A 21,912-nucleotide genomic window follows, 5' to 3' on the forward strand; every position below is an offset into this window, starting at 1 on the left:
TTCAGCCTGGTGTCCGCGGCCGGGGCAGAATAGATTTCCGTCCGGCCGCCGATCGCGGGTATGATAGAAAACCAAGCCATTGCCGGATAGCCGTTTTGACAGACAGTAACCCCCCATCCACCGCCTTTACTCTGTACGACCTCCACAGCCACACAACCGCCTCCGATGGCTACCTGACGCCGACGCAGCTGGTGCAGCGGGCGGTCGAGATGCGCGTGGGCGTGCTGGCGATCACCGATCACGACACCACCGCAGGCCTGGCCGAGGCCGCCGCCGCCATTGCGGAGCAGGCGTTACCACTGCGGCTGGTCAACGGGGTGGAAATCTCGACGCTGTGGGAAAATCATGAGATCCATATCGTTGGATTGGGCATGGACGTTGCGCACCCGGCACTGGTGGCGCTGTTGGCGGAACAAACCGAACGGCGCAATCGGCGTGCGCAGGAGATCGGCGTGCGTCTGGGTAAGGCGCGCATTCCCGACGCCTATGCCGGCGCCCAGCGGCTGGCGGGCGACGGCGCGGTGACCCGCGGCCATTTCGCCCGTTATCTGGTGGAGATTGGCGTGGCGGGCAACATGGCGCAGGTGTTCAAGAAATACCTGGCCAAGGGCAAAACCGGCTACGTGCCGCCGCAGTGGTGTACAATAGAACAAGCTATTGATGCGATTCATCAATCGGGCGGCCAGGCGGTGATGGCGCATCCCGGCCGTTACGATCTGACCGCGAAGTGGTTGAAACGTTTGCTGGCGCATTTCGCCGAACACGGCGGCGACGCCATGGAAGTGGCGCAGTGTCAGCAGGCGCCGCATGAGCGCTCGCAATTGGCGAAATACGCCCAGGACTACCGGCTGTTGGCCTCGCAAGGCTCTGATTTTCATCAGCCTTGTTCGTGGATCGAACTGGGCCGCAAACTGTGGCTGCCGGGCGGCGTCGAGCCGGTGTGGCGCGATTGGCCGCAGCCTGGCGAGGCGGTCTGATTTTACGCGCGTGGCAACGCGCGCGGGCATCATTTTAGGAGCAAGTCATGAGTCAGCTTTTTTATATTCACCCGGACAACCCGCAGCCGCGTTTGATTAACCAGGCGGTCGAGGTGTTGCGCAAGGGCGGGGTGATCGTTTATCCCACCGATTCCGGCTATGCGCTGGGTTGCATGCTGGAAGAGAAGGCGGCGATGGAGCGCATTTGCCGCATCCGTCAGTTGGACGGCAACCACAACTTTACCCTGATGTGCCGCGATTTGTCCGAGTTGTCGACCTATGCGCACGTCGATAATACGGCGTTTCGCCTGATCAAAAACAATACGCCGGGTAACTACACCTTCATTCTGAAAGCGACCAAGGAAGTGCCGCGCCGCCTGATGAATGAAAAGCGTAAAACCATCGGCCTGCGCGTGCCGTCGAACCCGATCGCGCTGGCGCTGCTGGAGGCGCTAAACGAACCGATGATGTCCACCACCCTGATGCTGCCGGGCAATGATTTTGCCGAATCGGATCCGGAAGAGATCAGCGATCACCTGGGCAAGGTGGTCGATCTGGTGATCCACGGCGGTTTCCTCGGTCAACAGCCGACTACGGTTATCGATCTGACCGAATCCTCGCCGGAAGTGGTGCGTGAAGGGGCGGGCGACGCGGCGCCTTTCCGCTGATGTAAACCGTCGCCGACTTGCCCATTGTCTGAAAATCGGCTGAAGCGACGCTATTTCGGGTGAAAGCAGCTATTCTTGCTACTTCAGAATTGATAATGGGCAGGATGCGCACCAATGATTAAACGGGTTTCTTTTTTAGCGGCCTTATTATTTTCCTCGATGGCAAATGCGGGTTTTTATTCGGGCAGTTCCTTGCTGGTGGAATCCGGCGGTTACGTAAAAAATAAAAACGGTGAGGCCACCGTGGCCGAAGCGCTTAACGGCGGCATGTTTATGGGATACGTCGCCGGCGTATTCGATACTTATTCGATGCAGGGCAACCGCAATATTTGCCCGGAAGCCGGGATGAGTATCGGCACGGCCGCCGATGCGGTGATGCGCTATTTGAACGAGCATCCCGAGCAGTTGCATTACTCTGCGCCTTCGGTGATCATGCTGGCGTTAAGCGCCGCCTATCCCTGCGTGCGCCATTAAATTTGCATTCCATTTAGTGCGCATTTTTTCATAAGGTGCGCTCTCATACTTTCCGCACGAACTTCAATAGATCAATCTCCGCGGCGCTGTCACCTTAGCATCGTCGGCATCCCCCGAACGGGTCGGGGAGAGACGCGCAGGAGGTTATATGACCACATTTCACAGCGCCAACATCGCTCTCGATTATCAGGATATCGGCTCAGGGCCGCTCACGCTGGTGCTGCTGCCCGGCTGGTGCGAGCCGAAAACCGTGTTCGATCCCTTCATCGCCCTGGCGGCAGAACGTTATCGGGTGATCAGCATCGACTGGCGCGGCCACGGCCTGTCGTCAAAAACGGCGGAGATGTCGCTCGCGGCGGACGATTTGCTGGAAGATGTGCGTCAGCTACTGACGGCGCTGCGTTTGGACAACGTGGTGACTCTGTCGGTGGCGCACGCCAGCTGGCTGGCGGTGGCGTTGGCCGAAGCGTTGCCGCAGCGGGTGCGGGGCATGGTGTTTCTCGATTGGATCATGACGCAGCCGGAACCGGCGTTCTTTACGGCGGTGAGCCGCATGCAGCAGCCGCAGCAGTGGCTGGCGGCGCGCGACGCCTTGTTCGCCTTCTGGCAGGGCGGCATCCGCCACGAACGGGTCAAACGCCATCTGGAGGTCGAGATGGCACAAGAAGATTACCGGCTCTGGCGTGCCGCCGGCGTGGCCATCGAACAGGCCTACCGGCAATTCGGCTCGCCGCTGCAACGTCTGGCGGGAATGAGCGCGCCGCCGCCGTGCCGCCACATCTACTCGCTGGATCGCCGCGACGACTATCTGCGGCGCCAGCAGGCATTTGCCGCCGAGCAGCCGTTTTTCTCCGTGGTGCGTTTGGGGGAGGCTCGCACTCACCTCGGCATTCTGGAACGGCCCGACGCGGTGCTGTGGGCGGTGGAGGATTTTTTGGCGCCGTAAACGCTGCCCGAGGGAGGTCGCCGCCGATAAAGTGGGTTTCAACACCTTAGAAAGCCTGTATAATGCGCGGTTCGATCCTGATAAATGTATTGTTACCGTTGTGGCGGTTGGCCGCGGCGGTTATCCCCCCGACGCCTGTGAAGGCGACATTAGAGGTTGCTCAATGAGCGAAAAGTTACAGAAAGTTTTAGCGCGCGCCGGGCATGGCTCGCGTCGTGAAATCGAAACCATGATTGAAGCCGGGCGCGTCAGCGTCGACGGCAAGGTCGCCAAGCTGGGCGATCGCGTTGAAGTGACGCCGGCGATGAAAATTCGCCTGGACGGTCATGTCCTGTCGATCAAAGAGTCTGAAGACGTGGTCTGCCGAGTGCTGGCCTACTACAAACCGGAAGGTGAGCTGTGTACCCGCAGCGATCCTGAAGGCCGCCCGACGGTGTTCGATCGTCTGCCTAAGCTGCGCGGTTCGCGCTGGGTGGCGGTAGGGCGCCTGGACGTCAACACCTCCGGTCTGCTGCTGTTCACCACCGATGGCGAACTGGCCAACCGTCTGATGCACCCGAGCCGTGAAGTGGAGCGCGAGTACGCGGTACGCGTGTTCGGCCAGGTCGACGATGCGAAAGTGAAGCAGCTGAGCAAGGGCGTGCAGCTGGAAGACGGCCCGGCCGCCTTCCGCACCATCAGCTTCCAGGGCGGTGAAGGCCTCAACCAGTGGTACAACGTGACCCTGACCGAAGGCCGCAACCGTGAAGTGCGTCGCCTGTGGGAAGCGGTGGGCGTGCAGGTGAGCCGCCTGATCCGTGTGCGCTATGGCGACATCGATCTGCCGAAAGGCCTGCCGCGCGGCGGCTGGGCCGAGCTGGATCTGCCGGCGATCAACTACCTGCGCGAGCTGGTGGAATTGAAGCCGGAAACGGTCAGCAAGATGCCGGTGGAGCGTGAGCGCCGCCGCGTGAAGGCCAACCAGATCCGCCGCGCGGTCAAGCGCCATTCGCAGGTGGCCGGCAGCGGCCGCCGCAGTGCGCCAGGCAGCAAGCCGGGTAAACCGGGCAAGCCGAGCAAACGCAGCTAATCTCTCATTCTGGCCCCGTTCGGGGCCAGAACTTTTGTTACCAATCGATCCCCTGTTGCGCCTTCACGCCCGCATCAAACGCGTGCTTCACCGGCCGCATCTCCGTGACCGTATCCGCCAGTTCCAGCAGATCGCGATGGCAACCGCGCCCGGTCAGGATCACCGTTTGGTGCGCAGGGCGCTCCAGCAACGCGGCCTTCAGCTCTTCCAGTTCCAGATAGCCGTAGGTCAGCATGTAGGTCACTTCGTCCAGCAGCACCAGATCCAGGCTGCTGTCGGCCAGCATGCGTTTGCCGTGTTGCCACACCGCCTGGCAGGCGGCGGTATCGCCGGCTTTGTTCTGCGTCTCCCAGGTGAAGCCGGTGGCCATCACCTGAAATTCAACGCCGTGTTGCTGCAGCAGATTCTTTTCGCCATTGGGCCATTCGCCCTTGATGAACTGGATCACCCCGGCGCGCATGCCGTGGCCGACCGCCCGGGTGACGGTGCCGAAGGCGGCGGTGGTCTTACCCTTGCCGTTGCCGGTAAACACCAGCAGCAGGCCGCGCGTGTCCTGCGCCGCGGCGATACGCGCATCGACCTGTTCTTTCAGGCGCTGCTGGCGCTGTTGATGACGATCTTCCGCCATGAAAACGCTCCTTATTCGGCCGCGCCGGGTTTACGGTTCGGCTGGGCGTCGAAGCTCATACCGGTTTTGCGGCGGCTGTCTTCGCCCATCAGATACAGATACAGCGGCATGATATCGGCCGGGGTTTTCAGCTTGTTCTTGTCTTCGTGTGGGAAGGCAGATGCGCGCATTTTGGTGCGGGTGCCGCCCGGATTGATGCAGTTCACCCGCAGATTGCGGTTTTTATACTCGTCGGCCAACACCTGCATCATGCCCTCGGTGGCGAACTTCGACACCGCATAGGCGCCCCAGTTTGCGCGGCCGGTGCGCCCGACGCTGGAACTGGTGAACACCAGCGAACCCGCGTGGGATTTCAGCAGCAGCGGCAGCAGCGCCTGAGTCAGCATAAAGGTGGCGTTGACGTTAACCTGCATCACCTCTTGCCACATGGTCATCGACAGGTCGGCCATCGGCGCGATGTCGCCGAGCAGGCCGGCGTTGTGCAGCACGCCGTCAAGGCGGGGGATCTGGCGCGCCAGATCGTCGGCTATCTGCCGGCATTGCTCCGGCGTGGCGTGCAGCAAGTCCAGCGTCACCACCAACGCCGGGGCGCCGCCCTGGGCCGCGATCTCTTGTTGTACCGCCAGCAGCTTGCTCTCGGTGCGCCCCAGCAGCACCAGCCGGGCACCGAAGCGCGCGTAGGTCAGCGCCGCTTCGCGGCCGATGCCGTCGCCGGCGCCGGTGACCAGAATGATACGTTGTTCGAGCAGATCTTGTTTGGGTTGGTAATGCACGATAAATCCTCGCCTGGGTGGCCGTTCTCCCGCAGATATCGGGGAGCAAGAGTGAAACGCGCGGCCGGGGCGGGAGCGAAGGCTCGACCGTCTGCGGGCCGCGCAGCGAATGCGTCTCATCATATTGATGAATAATGGGTGTTATATGCCTTAATCCGCCGGCATTTTCAATGCGTAGCAGGCTGAAATGGCATTCTTTTGTAACAAAAGCGCGGCGGCGACGGCTTGGTTCGGCCGCAAATCGTCCCCATAGTGATACTCCGTGCGCAATGAATTTTCATTTAGCCGCGACAGCAGCCGCTGCGGTTGGCTAAAATGGGAAGAATCATACTAACAACCTGTAAATAAAGGCGGAATCTGTGGAGTTTATATCTGTTTATGGCCTGTTTCTGGCCAAGGTTGCCACGGTGGTGCTCGCCATCGCCGCGTTGGCCATCCTGGCTGTCAGTTTGGGGCAACGCAAGAGCCGCCAGAAAGGGGAGCTGCAGCTGACCGATCTCGGTGAACAGTATCGCGAGATGCAGCGTGACATGCGCCTGGCGCGCATGGATGCCGCCGAGCAAAAGGTTTGGCTGAAACAGTTCAAGAAACAGACCAAGGCCGACGATAAGCTGAAAAAGCAGCGCGCCAAGTCCGGCGCGGTCGAGGTGGCCAAGCCGTGCCTGTATGTGCTGGATTTCAAGGGCAGCATGGACGCGCACGAGGTGACCTCGCTGCGCGAAGAGATCTCGGCGGTGTTGGCGGTGGCGTCGGCGCAGGATGAAGTCCTGCTGCGGCTGGAAAGCCCTGGCGGAGTGGTGCACGGCTACGGCTTGGCGGCCTCGCAGCTGGAGCGCCTGCGTAAAGGCGGCATTCGCCTGACGGTGGCGGTGGATAAAGTGGCGGCCAGCGGCGGCTACATGATGGCCTGCGTCGCGGATCGCATCGTGGCGGCGCCGTTCGCCATCATCGGCTCGATCGGCGTGGTGGCGCAGATCCCGAACTTCCACCGCCTGCTGAAGAAGAACGACATCGACGTGGAGTTGCACACCGCCGGGCAATTCAAGCGCACGCTGACGCTGTTCGGTGAAAACACCGAACAGGGGCGCGAGAAGTTCCGCGAAGATCTGAACGAAACCCACGAGCTGTTCAAACGCTTCGTGCATGAGCAGCGCCCGTCGCTCGACATCGACAGCGTCGCCACCGGTGAGCACTGGTTCGGTTCACAGGCGAAAGAGAAGGGCCTGATTGACGCTATCGGCACCAGCGATGACTTGCTGATCGCCGAGCTGGATAACCACGAAGTGATCGCCGTGCGCTATTCGCGCCGCAAACGCCTGATGGATCGCTTTACCGGCAGCGCGGCGGAAAGCGTCGATCGCTTGCTGTTGCGCTGGTGGCAGCGTGGGGAAAAGCCGCTGCTGTAACGGCGGCGATAGCGTGAATCAGCGGGGGCCGGGCGCCCCCGTTTTCTTTTATCAATCGACCAGGTGGTATTTTTCCGAAAGCAGATGGGCCAAATGTTTAAACATATTAAATACCGCGGTGGTTTTGGCGGTGGGCAATCCGTCGGCATCCAAAAAGTATTCGCCGCGGAAAACTAAAACGCCGTTTTTTTGTTCAACGTCGGTGGCGATCATGCCGTGCAGATAATCTTCGTGTTGGCGGATGATGTTATTTGCTTCCGCCAGCAGGGCCTCGCGGCCGATAGGGGCAGTATTTGTGCGCATTTATTAGACTCCAAACTAAAAACTCTGCGCATATTCTAACGCCGGTTCGCTTTTATCCGCAAACCGACTAAGGTTTATTTGCCGTCTGGATGGCCATGCGCGGCCGCCGGTTGGCGAAATCAGTCTTTCCGTGCTAATTAGGTTGCGTGACGCTTTTTATCAGGTACAGTGTGGGATTTTGCGGCGTCGGGTGGAAGGTTTTGTTTACGCCATGAATAAAACTCACACAGCCATACTTCTGGGGCATGGGTGAATAGCAGGCAGGATCAACAACTTGCGTTCAGGTTGAGCGGTTGGGCAACCAAAAGGAAAAAATCTGTTGATCTCTTGCCAGACTGCCGCAATATAAAAAAAGAGACACGAATTGCCGCGGCACGGCGAGATAAAAGACTTCTTTTTAGAAGAAATAAATTAGGTAAAGGTAAATATGGGTAAAGCTCTCGTAATAGTTGAGTCCCCGGCAAAAGCCAAAACTATTAATAAATATTTAGGAAGTGACTACGTGGTGAAGTCCAGCGTCGGTCATATCCGTGATTTGCCGACCAGTGGCTCAGCCAGCAAAAAGAGCGCTGACTCAACCGAAGACAAAGCCAAGAAAAAAGTTAAAAAAGATGAGAAGGCGGCGCTGGTAAATCGCATGGGCGTCGACCCTTACCACGGCTGGAAAGCGCATTATGAAATCCTGCCGGGTAAAGAAAAAGTGGTCGCCGAGTTAAAATCGTTGGCGGAAAACGCCGACCACATTTATCTCGCAACCGACCTTGACCGCGAAGGGGAAGCCATCGCCTGGCACCTGCGGGAAGTGATCGGTGGGGATGACAAACGCTTTAGCCGCGTGGTGTTTAACGAAATCACCAAAAACGCGATCCAGCAGGCGTTCAAACAGCCGGGCGAGCTGAACATTGACCGCGTCAACGCGCAGCAGGCGCGCCGGTTCATGGACCGCGTGGTGGGCTATATGGTCTCGCCGCTGCTGTGGAAGAAAATCGCCCGCGGCCTGTCCGCCGGCCGCGTGCAGTCGGTGGCGGTGCGCCTGGTGGTTGAGCGCGAGCGCGACATCAAGGCCTTCGTGCCGGAAGAGTACTGGGAGCTGCATGCCGATCTGCTGGCGAAGGGTGAAACCGCGCTGCAGATGGAAGTGACCCACGCGCACGACAAGCCATTCAAACCGGTCAACCGCGAGCAGACTCACGCCGCGGTCAAGCTGCTAGAAAAAGCCCGCTACACGGTGCTGGATCGCGAAGACAAACCGACCAGCAGCAAACCGGGCGCGCCTTTCATTACCTCCACGCTGCAGCAGGCCGCCAGTACCCGCCTGAGCTTCGGCGTGAAAAAAACCATGATGATGGCGCAACGGCTGTATGAAGCCGGCCACATCACCTATATGCGTACCGATTCCACCAACCTGAGCCAGGATGCGCTCAACATGGTGCGTGGCTACATCGGCGACAACTTCGGCGACAAATACCTGCCGAAGGCGCCGAATCAGTACAGCAGCAAAGAGAATTCGCAGGAAGCGCACGAAGCGATCCGTCCTTCGGACGTGAACGTGCTCGCCGAGCAGTTGAAAGACATGGAAGCGGACGCGCAGAAGCTGTATCAGCTGATCTGGCGCCAGTTCGTTGCCTGCCAGATGACGCCGGCGCAATACGATTCCACCACGCTGACGGTGAAAGCCGGCGATTATCAGCTGCGCGCCAAGGGCCGTACGCTGCGCTTTGACGGCTGGACCAAGGTCATGCCGGCGCTGCGCAAGGGCGATGAAGATCGCACCCTGCCATACGTCGAAATCGGCAGCGAACTGGATCTGCAGAAACTGATCCCAAGCCAGCACTTCACCAAGCCGCCGGCGCGCTACAGCGAAGCCTCGCTGGTGAAAGAGCTGGAAAAACGCGGCATCGGCCGCCCGTCCACCTACGCCTCCATCATCTCGACCATTCAGGATCGCGGTTATGTGCGGGTAGAAAGCCGCCGCTTCTATGCCGAGAAAATGGGCGAGATCGTCACCGATCGCCTGGAAGAAAACTTCCGCGAGCTGATGAACTATGACTTCACCGCACGCATGGAAGATGGTCTCGATGAGGTCGCCAACAACCAGGCCGAGTGGAAAGCGGTGCTGGATGAGTTCTTCGTCGACTTCAGCGAACAGCTGGAAACGGCGGAGAAGGATCCGGAAGAAGGCGGCATGCGGCCTAACCAGATGGTGATGACCAGCATCGACTGCCCGACCTGCGGCCGCAAGATGGGCATCCGTACTGCCAGCACCGGCGTGTTCCTCGGCTGTTCCGGCTACGCGCTGCCGCCGAAGGAGCGCTGCAAAACCACCATCAACCTGGTGCCGGAAGCGGAAGTGCTCAACATCCTCGAAGGCGACGAGGCGGAAACCAACGCGCTGCGCGCCCGCCGCCGCTGCAAGAAATGCGGTACGGCGATGGACAGCTATCTGATCGACAACCAGCGCAAGCTGCACGTCTGCGGTAACAACCCGGCGTGCGACGGTTACGAGATCGAAGAGGGCGAGTTCCGTCTGAAAGGCTACGACGGCCCGGTGGTGGAGTGCGACAAGTGCGGCTCGGAAATGCACCTGAAAATGGGGCGTTTCGGCAAGTACATGGGCTGCACCAACGAGAACTGCAAAAACACCCGCAAGATCCTACGTAACGGCGACGTCGCGCCGCCGAAGGAAGATCCGGTGCCGTTGCCGGAGCTGCCGTGCGAGAAGTCGGACGCCTATTTCGTGCTGCGTGACGGCGCTGCCGGCGTGTTCCTGGCGGCCAACACCTTCCCTAAATCGCGCGAGACCCGTGCGCCGCTGGTGGAAGAGCTGGCTCGCTTCAAGGATCGCCTGCCGGAGAAGCTGCGCTATCTGGCCGATGCGCCGGTGGCGGACGCCGAAGGCAATAAAACGCTGGTGCGTTTCAGCCGCAAAACCAAACAGCAGTACGTCTCTTCTGAAAAAGACGGCAAGGCGACCGGTTGGTCCGCGTTCTACGTGGACGGCAAGTGGGTCGAAGGCAAGAAGTAAGGCCAATGTCCCGCCCGCAAGATGAAAAACCAGCCCTGGCGGCTGGTTTTTTATTGGTGAAAAGGGGGAAACGGATCTATCCTTTGCTGTTTTTACCCCTCCGTCACCGCCGTTTCACGTTGATACCAATGCAAAATAATCGTTATCATAGTGTGACGCGGATCTATACTTGAAGCTGCAACGTGGTATAGTGGTTATATAAAAAGTTTTTTTATTATTAAAGCTTATTAACAACGGCGTTTTCTTCACCATCAGGGTAAAACACGGTGTTTATGGCTTGTGAGTTTCAGCATACCGGGGCGACACCGATATACCTGGCTGCGGGTAAGCCGCAGTGTTTAACCTAGGATGGTATAAGATATGAAATTGCAGCAGCTTCGTTACATTGTGGAAGTGGTTAACCACAACCTGAATGTCTCCTCGACGGCAGAAGGGCTCTATACCTCGCAACCCGGCATCAGTAAGCAGGTGCGCATGCTCGAAGATGAGCTGGGCATCCAGATCTTCGCCCGCAGCGGCAAACACCTGACCCAGGTCACCCCGGCCGGCCAGGAAATCATTCGCATCGCGCGTGAAGTGCTGTCCAAGGTGGATGCCATCAAAGCCGTTGCCGGTGAACATACTTACCCGGACAAAGGCTCGCTGTACGTCGCCACCACGCATACCCAGGCTCGCTACGCCTTGCCCAACGTCATCAAGGGCTTTATCGAGCGTTACCCGCGCGTCTCGCTGCACATGCACCAGGGCTCGCCGACGCAGATCGCCGAAGCGGTCTCCAAAGGCACCGCCGATTTCGCCATCGCCACCGAAGCGCTGCACCTGTACGACGATCTCATCATGCTGCCGTGCTACCACTGGAACCGCGCGGTGGTGGTGAAGCCCGATCATCCTTTGGCGGGCAAAAGCAGCATCAGCATTGAAGAGCTGGCGGCTTACCCGATCGTCACTTACACCTTCGGCTTTACCGGCCGCTCGGAGCTGGATACCGCTTTCAACCGCGCCGGCCTGACGCCGCGCATCGTCTTTACCGCCACCGACGCTGACGTGATCAAAACCTATGTGCGTCTGGGATTGGGGGTGGGGGTGATCGCCAGCATGGCGGTGGATCCGGTGCAGGATCCGGATCTGGTGACGGTGGATGCAAGCGATATCTTCACCTACAGCACCACTAAAATCGGCTTCCGCCGCAGCACTTTCCTGCGCAGCTACATGTACGACTTCATTCAGCGCTTCGCGCCGCACCTGACGCGTGACGTGGTCGACAGCGCAGTGGCGCTGCGCTCCAACGAAGAGATCGAGGCGATGTTCAAGGACATCAAGCTGCCGATTAAGTAATCGTTGACGATATCAAATCAAACCCGGAGAGGCGCCTGCCAAACCGGGTTTTTTTAGCCCGGAAATCCGTGCCTTCTTGCTTCTCAGGATCATCCTGAAAAGTCGCTGCCCTCTTTTCAACCCGTTAGCGTCTGAGTAGAGTGCAAACGTTCGGATCATTGAATAAGGAAATTCAACGTTATGCAGATATGCAGGCTTAACTACGCTGATTTATCAAGTGATGGCAAGATAGTGAAATTACGGTGCTATGGAGTGGGGACATTCGACGTGTTATCGGGTATTGAGTATTACATTAACAACCCAAACTGTTCGGATCGTGAGAAAGCCGCCATTCCTCCAGGAACATACTGGATCGTCGACAGACCAAAGGGCAGTATTGCAAATCAAATTCGCTCTGAATTGGTTGACCTGTATCATCTCTACAAGAATCGCCATTCTGAATGGTTTGGTCTCTTCAGCAATGAAACAATGAGTGACTACACCGTCGTAAATGGCGCCATTCGAAACAGTTTTAGACTGCATCCACTCAACACAGATGGCACCGGTGTTTCTTGGGGATGTATTACTCTCTATCAGGCATCTGACTTTCAGATCCTTCGGGATGCGCTGCTAAGGCGTAGAAAAGTGAGAGTGCCTGGAGGTCGAGGGCTGATGGCGTACGGCCGTATAGATGTTCAAGGCGTGCCTGATTACAGTAAATGCGTGGTATCACGATGAAAAAAAGTCTCTGGATTGTTCTGTTCTTGTTGCTCACCCTTTTGTTGCTGCGCTACCTACCAGACGGAATTTTCGACAGCTTCGTTTCCAACAACATAGAAATTAGCGGTGATGGTGAAATAGGGATGAATAATTTCGACTCGGTTGTCATTGCCATTAAATTGGGTGTCTCTGCCATCATTGCGGCGGTTGTCCTAATAGTCTGTCGCCGCCTGGTGCGTAATCCCAGCTAAAACCGCGAGATCTTCCTCGCCAAAGTGCCGCCTCGCTGCGGCGTCTTTGTTGGCGCATTGCCTAACCCCTTGGCGGCGCACGCACTTCCTTCCCGCTGATTGTTCCCACCTATCGTTGTGATCAAATCGTGTTGTTATCAAAACGTTAACTTATCTTTGTGGTATCTTTAAACAAGACCTCAGTGATTACCCTGTTTTATCACAATAAGAAATGGAGGAGCTATGTCGTCCGATCTTCGTGAAACAAGTATGGATAAGCTGGTTGCGCTGAATAGCGAATATTACTATTACAGTCTGCCGCTGGCGGCGAAGCAGCTGGGTGATATCGACCGGTTGCCGAAATCAATGAAAGTGCTGTTGGAGAACCTGCTGCGCCATGTGGATGGCGATACCGTGCAGGTTGACGACCTCAAGGCCATCGTCGCCTGGCTGCAAACCGGCCATGCCGACCGTGAGATAGCCTACCGCCCGGCGCGCGTGCTGATGCAGGATTTTACCGGCGTTCCGGCGGTGGTGGATCTGGCCGCGATGCGCGAAGCGGTGCGGCGGTTGGGGGGCAACGTCGATCAGGTGAACCCGCTGTCGCCGGTGGATCTGGTGATTGACCACTCGGTCACCGTCGATGAATTTGGCGATGACAACGCCTTTGAAGACAACGTGCGTATCGAAATGCAGCGCAACCACGAGCGCTACACCTTCCTGCGCTGGGGGCAGAAAGCCTTCAACCGCTTCCGCGTGGTGCCGCCGGGCACCGGCATCTGTCACCAGGTCAACCTCGAATACCTCGGCCAAACGGTCTGGCACAGCGACGAAAGCGGCCGCCGCGTGGCTTATCCCGATACGCTGGTGGGCACCGACTCCCACACCACCATGATCAACGGCCTCGGCATCCTCGGCTGGGGCGTCGGCGGCATCGAAGCGGAAGCGGCTATGCTGGGCCAGCCGGTGTCGATGTTGATCCCCGACGTGGTCGGCTTCAAGCTGACCGGCAAGCTCCGCGAGGGCATTACCGCCACTGACCTGGTGCTGACCGTCACCCAAATGCTGCGCAAGCACGGCGTTGTCGGCAAGTTCGTCGAGTTTTACGGCGATGGCCTGGCCGATCTGCCGCTGGCGGACCGGGCAACCATCGCCAACATGTCGCCGGAATTTGGCGCCACCTGCGGCTTCTTCCCGGTGGATGACGTTACGCTCGGCTATATGAAGCTCAGCGGCCGCAGCGCAGAACAAATCGCGCTGGTGGAAGCTTACGCCAAGGCGCAGGGCATGTGGCGCAACCCCGGTGATGAACCGGTCTTCACCAGCTCGCTGGCGCTGGACATGTCGACGGTGGAAGCCAGCCTCGCCGGGCCGAAACGCCCGCAGGATCGCGTTGCGCTGCCAAATGTGCCGCAGGCGTTCAAGGCCGCCACCGAGCTGGATATCGGCGGTCAAAAGGCCAAAGCCGACAGCAAAACCTTTACGCTGGACGGGCAACAGCACGAACTGCGCGACGGCGCGGTGGTGATCGCGGCGATCACCTCCTGCACCAACACCTCCAACCCGAGCGTGATGATGGCGGCCGGCCTGCTGGCGAAAAATGCCGTCAAGAAAGGGCTGCGCAGCAAGCCCTGGGTAAAAACCTCGCTGGCGCCGGGATCCAAAGTGGTGACCGACTACTTCGACAGCGCCAAACTCACCGCCTATCTGGAAGAGCTGGGGTTTAATCTGGTGGGCTATGGCTGTACCACCTGCATCGGTAACTCCGGCCCGCTGCCGGATCCGATCGAGCAGGCGATCAAAGAGGGCGATCTGACCGTGGGCGCGGTGCTGTCGGGCAACCGCAACTTCGAAGGGCGCATCCACCCGCTGGTGAAAACCAACTGGCTGGCCTCGCCGCCGCTGGTGGTGGCTTATGCGCTGGCGGGCAGCATGAAGATTGACCTGACTAAAGAGCCGCTGGGCGAGGGCAACGACGGTCAACCGGTCTATTTGAAGGACATCTGGCCGAGCAGCCAGGACATCGCTCAGGCGGTGGAAGAAGTGCGCACCGAGATGTTCCACAAGGAATATGGCGAAGTGTTCGACGGCGACGCTAACTGGCAGGCGATCCAGGTGACCGGCTCGGCGACCTATCAGTGGCAGGAGGATTCTACCTATATTCGTCATCCGCCGTTCTTCAGCACCATGAAAGTGACGCCGGATCCGGTGCAGGACATCAAAGACGCGCGCATTCTGGCGATTCTGGCCGACTCGGTGACCACCGACCACATCTCGCCGGCGGGCAACATCAAGCGCGACAGCCCGGCGGGGCGTTACCTGAGCGAGCACGGCGTGGCGCCGCAGGATTTCAACTCTTACGGCTCGCGCCGCGGCAACCACGAAGTGATGATGCGCGGCACCTTCGCCAATATCCGCATTCGCAACGAAATGGTGCCGGGCGTGGAAGGGGGCTATACCCGCCATATCCCGTCGCAGCAGCAGTTGTCTATCTACGACGCCGCCATGCAGTATCAGCAGGAAAAGGTGCCGCTGGCGGTGATCGCCGGTAAAGAGTACGGCTCTGGCTCCAGCCGCGACTGGGCGGCGAAGGGGCCGCGCCTGCTGGGCGTGCGGGTGGTGATCGCCGAATCCTTCGAGCGCATTCACCGCTCCAACCTGATCGGCATGGGGATTTTGCCGCTGGAGTTCCCGCAAGGGGTGACGCGCAAAACCCTGGGGCTGACCGGGGATGAGCAGATCAGCGTCGGCGGCCTGCAGCAGCTGCAGCCGGGCCAGACGGTGCCGGTGCACATCACCTATGCCGACGGGCGCAAGGAAGTGATCGACACCCGTTGCCGCATCGATACCGGCAATGAGCTGACCTATTACGAAAACGACGGCATCCTGCATTATGTGATCAGGAAAATGCTGTAATTAAGCAATAAAAAGGGCGCCGCAAGGCGCCCTGATTGTTTCCGCCGCGGCGGCGATCACTTCTGGTCGAGCAAATGGCCCATTTTGGCGGCCTTGGTCGCCAGATAGTGTTCGTTCTTCGGGTTGCGGCCGACGATCAGCGGCACGCGCTCGCTGATGTTGATGCCGGCTTCGGTCAGGATCTCGACCTTTTTCGGGTTGTTGGTCAGCAAGCGTACCGCGTCGACGCCCAGCAGTTTGAACATGTCGGCGCACAGGGTGAAGTCGCGCTCGTCGGCGGCGAAGCCGAGCTGGTGGTTGGCTTCCACGGTGTCTGCGCCCTTATCCTGCAGGGCATAGGCGCGGATCTTGTTCAACAGGCCGATATTGCGGCCCTCCTGGCGATGATAAAGCAGAATGCCGCGGCCTTCTTCGGCGATTTGCTCCAGCGCGGCTTCCAGCTGAAAACCGCAGTCGCAGCGCAGGCTGAACAGGGCATCGCCGGTAAGACATTCGGAATGCACGCGCGCGAGCACCGGCGCTTCGCCGGAAATATCACCGAATACCAGCGCCAGATGGTCATGCCCGGTCGCCAGTTCTTCGAATCCTACCATCAGGAAATCGCCCCAAGGTGTCGGCAGTTTAGCCTCTGCCACCCGTTTAAGCTGCATGTCACTCTCCACAAAAACCTACGATTCAATCATTGTCGCGCATCCTAAGTCCGGTTCGGTAAATTGACCAAGACTAAAACGTGCTGCGCCGATCTCTATTTCGTTAATTATCGGCTATTTTGCCACAACTTCTTGCCGGGCGGTGCTCAGCAAACCAGCAGATGGCGTTTTCCGGCTACCTATTATTGCGATAGGTTGCCTATCTGTTTAATTTTTCGCGTGTTATCAAGATTACACTCTTGTTACACTGCAGTCTGATTCACGCAGAGGAAAACGGGAATGTATGAGATAGCAAAACGCACGGCGGGCGGCGCGCTGCTGCTGCTGTTGATGCCGCTGGCGGTCTGGGTATCCGGCTGGCACTGGCAGCCCGGCGGCAATGATCGGCTGCTGAAAGCGCTGTACTGGGTGACCGAAACCGTGACCTCGCCGTGGGGCATTTTGACCAGCGCTATCCTTTGCGGTTGGTTTTTGTGGTGTCTGCGCTTTCGGCTCAAGGCGGCCATCGGTCTGGCGATCCTGCTTTCCGCCGCGTTGGTGATTGGGCAGGGGATCAAGTCGCTGATCAAGGATCGGGTGCAAGAACCGCGGCCGTTTGTGGTATGGCTGGAGCAAAACCACGGCGTGGACGGCAAATACTTCTATTCGCTGCATCGCAAAGAGCGCAGCGCGCTGGTGCGCGAGCAATTGCAGGATCAGACCCTGGTGCCGAACTGGCTGCGCAAGCACTGGCAGTTTGAAACCGGTTTCGCTTTCCCGTCGGGGCATACGATGTTCGCTGCCACCTGGGCGCTGTTGGGCGTAGGGCTGCTGTGGCCGCGCCGCCATTATAAAACCGTCGCGCTGCTGATGGTGTGGGCAACGGGGGTGATGGGCAGCCGTTTGCTGCTGGGCATGCACTGGCCACGCGATCTGGTGATGGCCACGCTGATCAGTTGGCTGTTGGTGGTGGTCACCTGCTGGCTGGCGCAGCGCTGGTTTGGCCCGCTGACGCCGCCGCCGCAAGAGCAGCAGGAAATCGCGGCGCGCAAGCCGGAATAAGCATTCTTCTCGCAGGCGCCCGTCAGGCGCCTGCCACCAACACCTTTACTCCCACCTTCTCAAAGGCCTGTATGGCGGTATTGCTGATACCGTCGTCGGTGATCAAATAGTCGATATGCTGCCAGTCACAGGGCAATGCGAACATCGACACCTTATCGATTTTGCTGGAGTCGGCAACCACATACACCGTGTTGGCTGCGTTGATCATCGCCGTTTTCAGTTTGATGTCGGTTTCGCTTGGGAAACTGAGGCCGTGGCGGGGTGAGATGCAGGCCGTTGCGAGGAACAGTTTCTGGGCCAGAACGTTCTCGAAGAAGCCGGCGGCTTTGTCCCCCGAAGTGGAAAGCGTCGGAAATTTGAACGAGCCGCCGGTCAGCAAAATGTTCACGCCCGGTTCGCCGCCCAGCTGCAGCGCGATATTGACGCCGGTGGTGATAACGGACAGTTTCTTGATGTGGCTCAGGTGATTGGCGATAGCCGTGGTGGTGGTGCCCGAATCAAGAATGATGGTGTCGCCCGGTTCGATAAAACCGGCGGCGAGCTTGCCGATGCGATCCTTGGCGGTCAGGTTGACCTGGCGTTCCAACAGCATGGCATGGGTGTTTTGCTTGCCATCGACCAGGGTTGCGCCGCCGTGGAAACGCTGCACATAGCCTTGTTGCTGCAGGACCCGCAGGTCGGTGCGAATGGTCGCTTCGGTCAGCTTGAAGGTATCGGTCAGCATTTTGACCGTTGCCGAGCCGTCTTCGCGGATCATGTCGAGGATCTTTTCGCGCCGTTGCTGCATTTCCGCCAGCTGTTCGCTTTTGCTTTTCAATCGAAAGACTCCTGCACCTGTCAGTTCCCGCCGGGCGGTTTGCCACGGCAACTCCTTATTGATGCGCTGAATTTTAGCTCGCGATTATTGATAAAGCTATGGATAAACCCGGTCAACCCCTATTGATTTTTATTCGAAAGTCTATGGTATCAGCGAAAGTCACCGGGTAAAACGAATTTTAAGTTATTTGAATGTTTGCATTTCATTGTTATTTATTGCTTTTTGTGAATTGTGATTCCGCCTGTTGCGTGCTTTTGCTTGAAATTTGATCTTGCCCACATTAATTATCGTTTTTGCTGCATATGATTTCCATTCGAAAGTCAATGGCGGGTTAGCGGATCGTTTTAGAGGCGATAACGATAATCAATGTGCTCAAGCAGAGGTGACGATGGACTTCCAGGCGATTAAAAACACGGCGCGCCAGGCGCGCCGATATGTGGTGACCATGAACCATAAGGCAGGCAAGGGCCATACCGGCGCCGATCTGTCGGAAATCGACATCATCTGCACCTTGTATATGGCGGTGATGGATCGCGGCAATGCCCGGCCCGATCAGGATCGGTTCATTTTGTCTAAAGGGCACGGCGCCGGCGGTTTTTACTGCAGCTGCGCGGCGATGGGCCTGCTCGATCCGGCGGTGCTCGATCAGTTCATGGGCGACGACACCTTGCTGGCCGGGCATCCGGTGCGGCAGAAGCTGCCGGAGCTGGTGGAGATCAACTCCGGCGGTTTGGGGCATGGCCTGCCGATCGCCGTGGGGCTGGCGCTGGGCAACAAACTGGCCGGGCGCGCACATCGCCGCGCTTTCGTGCTGCTGGGCGACGGCGAGCTGGCGGAGGGATCCAACTGGGAGGCGGCGATGGCGGCAAGCAAATTCAAGCTGGATAACCTGATTGCCATCGTCGATCGCAACCGGCTGCAGCTGGCGGGCAAGACAGAGGCCATCATGCCGCTGGAGCCGCTGGCGGAAAAATGGCGCGCTTTCGGTTTCGAAACCCTGGAATGCGACGGGCACGATCCGGCGGCGCTGGTGGCGGCGATCCAACGCCCGAGCCAGGACAAGCCGCGGGTGATTTTGGCCAATACCGAAAAGGGACACGGCGTGTCGTTTATGGCTAACGTTGCCGCCTGGCATCACGCGGTACCGGACGAACAACAGCTGGCGCAGGCGCTGGCGGAACTGGAGGGGTGAACATGCAGGACTTACGCGATGCCGTGGTGACGGCGTTGATCGAAGAGCAGCTGGCGGGGGCAGATCTGAGCGTGATGGTGGCGGACTCCACGTCCACGTCGAAAATCGCGCCCTTTGAGCAGGCTTATCCGGAGCGTGTGGTGAACGTCGGCATCGCCGAACAAAATATGGTGGGCATGGCCGCCGGCATGGCGCTCAGCGGCCGCACGGTCTTTACCGCCAACGCCGCGCCTTTCCTGTTCGCCCGTTCTAACGAGCAGATGAAAAACGATGTTTGCTACACGGAAACCAACGTGAAAATGCTCGGCCTGAATGCCGGATTCGGCTATGGGCCGCTGGGGGCGACGCACCATTGCATGAACGATATCGCCATCGCCCGCACGCTGGGTAATCTCAGCGTCTATGCGCCGGCGGATGCGCGACAAGCGGCAGAGATTGTCCGTTATGTCATCGCGCAACCCGGCCCGGCCTATATCCGTATGGACAGCGACAAGCTGCCGGTGCTGAACGCGAGCTATCACTTCCGCCCCGGAGAGCCGGAGGTGCTGCATCAAGGATCTGACAGCCTGGTGTTTTGCCTGGGGACGGTGGCGCACGAGGCGATGAAGGTGCTGGAATTGGGCGATAACCCGACCATCGTCTCGCTGCCTTCGCTCTGGCCACTCAATGAGGCGGCGGTAGTGGCGTTGATGCGTTCGCACCGCCGGGTGCTGACCATGGAGGAGCACGCCCTCAGCGGTGGCCTGGGCACCATCATCGGTGAGCTGTTGCTGCGGCATCAGCTGCCGCGGCCGTTTACCGCGCTGGGCGTGCCGGCTTATGAATTTACCCACAGCAGCAGCCGGGCGGCGCTGCGGCGGCAATACGCCATCGACGCCGCAGGGTTGCATGCTCAGTTAACGCCATAGGGGGAATGCGATGGAGCAGAACGAATACGACGTTAATTTACGCTACGGTGTCGATAGCCGGATGTCGCTGGCAGGGAAGGTAGCGGTGATCACCGGCGGTCTGGGCGGCATCGCGATGGCCGCCAATCGCCTGCTGCTGGAGAAGGGCGCGCGCCTGGTATTGATGTATCCGGCCTTTGAACAGGACAAGGCCGCGGCGGCGCTGCGGGAGTTGGGTGAAGAACAGGTGTTCTGCCAGGTGTGCGACGTGACCGAACCCGGCTCGGTGGCTGCCGCCTTCAACGCGGCTCAGCGGCGCTTTGGCCGGCTCGATATCCTGGTCAACTGCGCCGGCTACGTCAATCTGCAACCGGCGACGGAAGTGACGCTCGAGGAGTGGCAGCGCCACTTGGCGGTCAACCTCACCGGGCCCTTCTTGTGTTCGCAGGAACTGGCGCGCCGTGCGATAGCCGCCGGCCACGGCGGGAAAATCATCAACATCGCGTCGCAGGCGGCCTCCATCGCCATTGACGATCACTGCGCTTACACCGCCGCCAAGGCGGGGCTGCTGGGCATGACCAAGGTGATGGCCAAAGAATGGGCGCCGCACGGCATCACCGTCAACACGTTATCGCCCACCGTGGTGCTGACGCCTATGGGAGAGAAAGCCTGGCGCGGCGAGAAGGGCGAGGCGATGAAAAAGCTGATCCCGCTGGGGCGTTTTGCTTATACCGACGAAATTGCGGCGGCGATCCTGTTTTTTGCCAGCAACGGCAGCGACATGATTACCGGCGCGGACCTGATGATCGACGGCGGTTTTACCATTTGGTAAGCGGCAACCGCAGCGATCGCCAACACCAGACGATGTTCAACACAACGATAAGAGAACACCATCATGAGAAAAATAGCCACTTACCTTACCCTGCTCACCGGTTTTGCCTGCACCTCTGCCATGGCGGCGGAAAAAGGCACGATCGCCATTCTCGTCAACTCGCTGGACAACCCTTATTACGCCGCGGAAGCCAAGGGGGCCGAGGCCAAAGCCAAGTCGCTCGGCTACCAGACGCTGGTGCTGTCGCACGGTGAAGACGTTAAGCGCCAGGGGGAGCTGATCAGCCTGGTTATCGGCCGCAAGGTTCAGGGCATCATTTTGGATAACGCCGATTCTCAGGCCAGCGTCGCCGCCGTGCAGCAGGCGAAAAACGCCGCTATTCCGGTGGTACTGATCAACCGCGAGATCCCGGTCGATGGCGTGGCGTTGGCGCAGATCACCCATAACAACTTCCAGGCCGGCTCGGACGTCGCCAACCAGTTTGTAGAAAAAATGGGGGAAACCGGCAAATACGCCGAGCTGACCTGCAACCTGGCGGACAATAACTGCGTCACGCGCTCGCAGTCGTTCCACAACGTGATCGACCAATACCCTGAGATGGTCAGCGTGGCGCGTCAGGATGCCAAGGGCAATCTGCTGGAGGGAAAACGCATCATGGACAGCATTCTGCAGGCGCATCCGGACATCAAAGGCGTGATCTGCGGCAACGGCCCGGTGGCGCTGGGCGCAGTGGCGGCGCTGAAGGCCGCCGGCCGGCAGGATGTCACCGTGGTGGGCATCGACGGCAGCAACGATGAACGCGACGCCATTCTCAACGGCAGCCTCTACGCCAGCGTGATGTTGCAGGCGCAGGTGATCGCCGCGCAGGGCGTTGAAATCCTCGACGGCTATTTCCAATCCGGCAGCTATACCGGCAAGGAGCGCGTGATGTTCCGCGGCATCCTGATCGGCAAAGACAATGCGCAACGAGTCAGTGACTTCAACTTCAAACCGTAATCCGCGCTGAGCGGCGTCTTTCACCACCCCGTCCCGGCGGCGGGGTGC

Annotated in this window: 21 protein-coding genes; 16 read left to right on the plus strand and 5 right to left on the minus strand. The window is 59.0% G+C overall.

Features of this window, described 5'->3' with window-relative positions:
• Nucleotides 1–95 precede the first annotated feature (95 nt).
• The 5 genes from rnm to rluB all read left to right on the plus strand — a co-directional run bounded on the left by rnm (nt 96) and on the right by rluB (nt 4,134).
• Nucleotides 96–977, plus strand: coding sequence for an RNase RNM (gene rnm / locus ACJ8HN_RS04760; protein ID WP_049195441.1), 882 nt, complete (start codon nt 96–98; stop codon nt 975–977).
• A 47-nt stretch (nt 978–1,024) separates the two neighbouring features.
• On the plus strand, nt 1,025–1,645 hold the full coding sequence (locus ACJ8HN_RS04765) for an L-threonylcarbamoyladenylate synthase (RefSeq protein ID WP_033643268.1): 621 nt from the start codon (nt 1,025–1,027) through the stop codon (nt 1,643–1,645).
• Between the two features lie 114 nt (nt 1,646–1,759).
• Nucleotides 1,760–2,119, plus strand: coding sequence for a Rap1a/Tai family immunity protein (locus ACJ8HN_RS04770; RefSeq protein ID WP_440497599.1), 360 nt, complete (start codon nt 1,760–1,762; stop codon nt 2,117–2,119).
• 148 nt (nt 2,120–2,267) lie between these two features.
• A complete protein-coding gene (locus ACJ8HN_RS04775) occupies nt 2,268–3,065 on the plus strand; it encodes an alpha/beta fold hydrolase (protein WP_033634754.1) in 798 nt (265 codons plus the stop codon).
• A gap of 163 nt (nt 3,066–3,228) precedes the next feature.
• Complete coding sequence (gene rluB, locus ACJ8HN_RS04780) at nt 3,229–4,134, plus strand: 23S rRNA pseudouridine(2605) synthase RluB (protein WP_033634753.1); 906 nt, start codon at nt 3,229–3,231, stop codon at nt 4,132–4,134.
• A 37-nt stretch (nt 4,135–4,171) separates the two neighbouring features.
• Here the strand turns inward: rluB and cobO are convergent, their stop codons facing one another.
• Nucleotides 4,172–4,762: a cob(I)yrinic acid a,c-diamide adenosyltransferase gene (gene cobO, locus ACJ8HN_RS04785; protein WP_033647573.1), complete on the minus strand. Its 591-nt coding sequence runs from the start codon at nt 4,760–4,762 to the stop codon at nt 4,172–4,174.
• A gap of 11 nt (nt 4,763–4,773) precedes the next feature.
• On the minus strand, nt 4,774–5,535 hold the full coding sequence (locus ACJ8HN_RS04790) for a YciK family oxidoreductase (RefSeq protein WP_442523114.1): 762 nt from the start codon (nt 5,533–5,535) through the stop codon (nt 4,774–4,776).
• 359 nt (nt 5,536–5,894) lie between these two features.
• Here ACJ8HN_RS04790 and sohB point away from each other — a divergent pair, with 359 nt between their 5' ends.
• Nucleotides 5,895–6,941 (plus strand): protease SohB, encoded by a 1,047-nt coding sequence (gene sohB / locus ACJ8HN_RS04795; protein WP_033634750.1) that lies wholly within the window; start codon nt 5,895–5,897, stop codon nt 6,939–6,941.
• Nucleotides 6,942–6,992: 51 nt separating this feature from the next.
• Here sohB and ACJ8HN_RS04800 read toward each other — a convergent pair whose 3' ends face one another.
• Entirely contained in the window at nt 6,993–7,244 is a 252-nt protein-coding gene (locus tag ACJ8HN_RS04800) for a YciN family protein (protein WP_033634749.1), read from the minus strand.
• Nucleotides 7,245–7,671: 427 nt separating this feature from the next.
• Here ACJ8HN_RS04800 and topA point away from each other — a divergent pair, with 427 nt between their 5' ends.
• The 5 genes from topA to acnA all read left to right on the plus strand — a co-directional run bounded on the left by topA (nt 7,672) and on the right by acnA (nt 15,449).
• On the plus strand, nt 7,672–10,269 hold the full coding sequence (gene topA, locus ACJ8HN_RS04805; protein WP_033647571.1) for a type I DNA topoisomerase: 2,598 nt from the start codon (nt 7,672–7,674) through the stop codon (nt 10,267–10,269).
• Between the two features lie 360 nt (nt 10,270–10,629).
• Entirely contained in the window at nt 10,630–11,604 is a 975-nt protein-coding gene (gene cysB, locus ACJ8HN_RS04810; protein ID WP_033634747.1) for an HTH-type transcriptional regulator CysB, read from the plus strand.
• 252 nt (nt 11,605–11,856) lie between these two features.
• The gene (locus tag ACJ8HN_RS04815; protein WP_306460887.1) at nt 11,857–12,321 is read left to right on the plus strand and encodes a DUF2778 domain-containing protein; all 465 of its coding nucleotides are present in this window, start codon (nt 11,857–11,859) and stop codon (nt 12,319–12,321) included.
• Entirely contained in the window at nt 12,318–12,554 is a 237-nt protein-coding gene (locus ACJ8HN_RS04820; RefSeq protein WP_080494909.1) for a hypothetical protein, read from the plus strand. Before ACJ8HN_RS04815 ends, ACJ8HN_RS04820 begins: the two co-directional genes overlap by 4 nt.
• Before the next feature lie 222 nt (nt 12,555–12,776).
• Entirely contained in the window at nt 12,777–15,449 is a 2,673-nt protein-coding gene (gene acnA, locus ACJ8HN_RS04825) for an aconitate hydratase AcnA (protein WP_033634746.1), read from the plus strand.
• Between the two features lie 56 nt (nt 15,450–15,505).
• On the opposite strand, the gene ribA is transcribed toward acnA, so the two are convergent.
• On the minus strand, nt 15,506–16,099 hold the full coding sequence (gene ribA / locus ACJ8HN_RS04830) for a GTP cyclohydrolase II (protein ID WP_019452695.1): 594 nt from the start codon (nt 16,097–16,099) through the stop codon (nt 15,506–15,508).
• 279 nt (nt 16,100–16,378) lie between these two features.
• Between ribA and pgpB the strand changes: the two genes are divergently transcribed.
• Complete coding sequence (pgpB, locus tag ACJ8HN_RS04835) at nt 16,379–17,140, plus strand: phosphatidylglycerophosphatase B (RefSeq protein ID WP_033634735.1); 762 nt, start codon at nt 16,379–16,381, stop codon at nt 17,138–17,140.
• Between the two features lie 22 nt (nt 17,141–17,162).
• Here the strand turns inward: pgpB and ACJ8HN_RS04840 are convergent, their stop codons facing one another.
• Nucleotides 17,163–17,957: a DeoR/GlpR family DNA-binding transcription regulator gene (locus tag ACJ8HN_RS04840; RefSeq protein ID WP_033647568.1), complete on the minus strand. Its 795-nt coding sequence runs from the start codon at nt 17,955–17,957 to the stop codon at nt 17,163–17,165.
• A 388-nt stretch (nt 17,958–18,345) separates the two neighbouring features.
• Between ACJ8HN_RS04840 and ACJ8HN_RS04845 the strand changes: the two genes are divergently transcribed.
• From ACJ8HN_RS04845 to ACJ8HN_RS04860, 4 genes are all read left to right on the plus strand, one after another.
• Nucleotides 18,346–19,149 (plus strand): transketolase, encoded by an 804-nt coding sequence (locus ACJ8HN_RS04845; protein WP_033634732.1) that lies wholly within the window; start codon nt 18,346–18,348, stop codon nt 19,147–19,149.
• Between the two features lie 2 nt (nt 19,150–19,151).
• Complete coding sequence (locus ACJ8HN_RS04850; RefSeq protein WP_033647566.1) at nt 19,152–20,057, plus strand: transketolase family protein; 906 nt, start codon at nt 19,152–19,154, stop codon at nt 20,055–20,057.
• 10 nt (nt 20,058–20,067) lie between these two features.
• Entirely contained in the window at nt 20,068–20,868 is an 801-nt protein-coding gene (locus ACJ8HN_RS04855) for a GolD/DthD family dehydrogenase (protein WP_033647564.1), read from the plus strand.
• 63 nt (nt 20,869–20,931) lie between these two features.
• Entirely contained in the window at nt 20,932–21,864 is a 933-nt protein-coding gene (locus ACJ8HN_RS04860) for a D-ribose ABC transporter substrate-binding protein (RefSeq protein WP_442523115.1), read from the plus strand.
• Nucleotides 21,865–21,912 lie beyond the last annotated feature (48 nt).

This window comes from Serratia sp. CY29653 (genome assembly GCF_052169255.1).
GTDB lineage: Bacteria > Pseudomonadota > Gammaproteobacteria > Enterobacterales > Enterobacteriaceae > Serratia > Serratia sarumanii.